Annotated in this window: 2 protein-coding genes; both read left to right on the top strand. The window is 57.1% G+C overall.

The features are described 5' to 3' along the window. The first annotated feature begins 29 nt into the window (after positions 1-29). Positions 30-206, top strand: coding sequence for a hypothetical protein (locus tag RMSM_RS41015; RefSeq protein ID WP_160168306.1), 177 nt, complete (start codon positions 30-32; stop codon positions 204-206). After that, on the top strand, positions 157-1,828 hold a 1,672-nt coding region (locus tag RMSM_RS16835; protein ID WP_008698686.1), incomplete at its 3' end, for a putative Ig domain-containing protein. The genes RMSM_RS41015 and RMSM_RS16835, both read left to right, overlap by 50 nt.

The following is a 1,828-nucleotide window of genomic DNA, read 5'->3' as shown; positions in this document are numbered from 1 at the left end:
CCAGCGGATTGCTCTCCTAGGCATCCGCCTTGACTACCACCGCGGGTACTTATCCGGTCACGATTACGGCCAGCGACCAGCAAGATGCCAGCACAACGCAATCCTTCGATGTCCGCATTATTGATCCGGCTGCTCCTAACTCACCGCCTGTAATGGGTGGGGCGGTCCACGGCGACATTGCACGTCGGCACGCCATTTATACGTGATCTGCTGGCTACCGATGCGGATGGTGACCCGTTGACTTTCTCACTGTCCGACGCACCAACGGGCGTCACGGTTTCCACAGGTGGCGTGTTGCATTGGACTCCCGACACTCTGGGCGATTACACCTTCACCGCCAGTGCCAGCGATGGGCAAGCCACGACGACCAAGACGTTTACCTTCACCGTTGCGGCCCAAGCATCCAACGCCGCCCCTCGCATCACCTCGGTTCCCAACAAAGCCGCGTTGGCCAGTGCGATCTATCGTTATGATGTCAATGCCAGCGATGCCGAGGGTGACACGCTGGTTTATTCGCTGACGAAAAAGCCAGCCGGTATGCAGATCAATTACACATCCGGCTTGATCCAGTGGATTCCCACAGCATCGCAGGTCGGCAATCACGAAGTGACCGTATCGGTCAACGACTTGCGCGGCGGTGTCGACAACCAAACCTTCGTTGTGAATGTCGGCAACGTCAATCGTCCACCGGTGATCGACTCGAATCCACCGGCTCAGGCAATTATAGGCAAACCGTTTGCCTATCCGATCCGCGCCACCGATCCCGATGGACATGCACTCACCTTCTCGATCGATGCGGGAGTCACCACTGCCGACACCAATGGGAACTTCAGCATCAATTCGGAGTCGGGACTCGTCTCCTGGATTCCTGACACCAGCGGCACCTATCGTATTCAAATCAATGTGGTTGATGCTTTTGGGCTTGGCACAGGGCAGATTTTCGATGTGGATGTACTGACATCCTTGCCCAATAATCCGCCGCGTTTCATGAATGCCAATCCACCGCTGGAGATCGCTGGAGGGGAAACCTATTCGTATGACTTTAGCGCCATCGATCCAGATGACGATGCGCTCACCTTCAGTTTGCCTGAAGGCCCTTCAGGTGCCTCGATTAATGCCACCACGGGCGTTGTGACATGGGATACCACCGGCGTCACGATCGGCACGCTAGCCGCATTGAAAGTCGTCGTCAGCGACGGGGCGGCGGAGGCGACGTATCGCTACAGCGTCCGTGTCCAGCCCGCCAATGTCGCACCCTACTTCAGTCCCGAGCCCGACGATCAGTCGCTGATCGCTGGGCAAACAATGCGACTGGATGTGAAGGCGTACGATGTCAACACAGGCGACGTAATTCAGTATTCGCTCGACTCGCAATCGCAAGCGATGGGGATGTCGATCGACAATTTTGGCCGTATCACTTGGGTCACCGACGCTAGCGATATCACTTCGTCCGCGCACCCAGTTACCGTCACAATCAGTGATGGATTACTCTCCAGCACATCGACGCTGGATGTCACCGTCGCGGCGGATACCAACGGTCCCACGATCCAGCTCATCGCTTCCAGCGACAATCTAACGGTCGGTGACTATGTGGATCTGCGAGTCTATGCACTGGACAATGTCGCGGTGACCGAGCGCACGCTAACCCTCCTCAGTGTCACGCAGGGTGGCGTCACCACGGTGTTGGGGCAATCGCTCTCGCTCAACGCCGCGGGTCAGGCGAGACTTGACATTCTCGCTTCACACATGGGCACGCTGCTGTTTGAAGCCACCGCGAAAGATGCGGCTGGCAATAACGCGATACCCAAGCAGCTCTCACTGGTCGTAA

Origin of the sequence: Rhodopirellula maiorica SM1 (genome assembly GCF_000346295.1) — a bacterium.
In the GTDB taxonomy this organism is placed as follows: Bacteria; Planctomycetota; Planctomycetia; order Pirellulales; family Pirellulaceae; genus Novipirellula; species Novipirellula maiorica.
The sequence above is the reverse complement of the archived record's forward strand: the minus strand, read 5'-3'. Positions and strand labels throughout refer to the sequence as shown.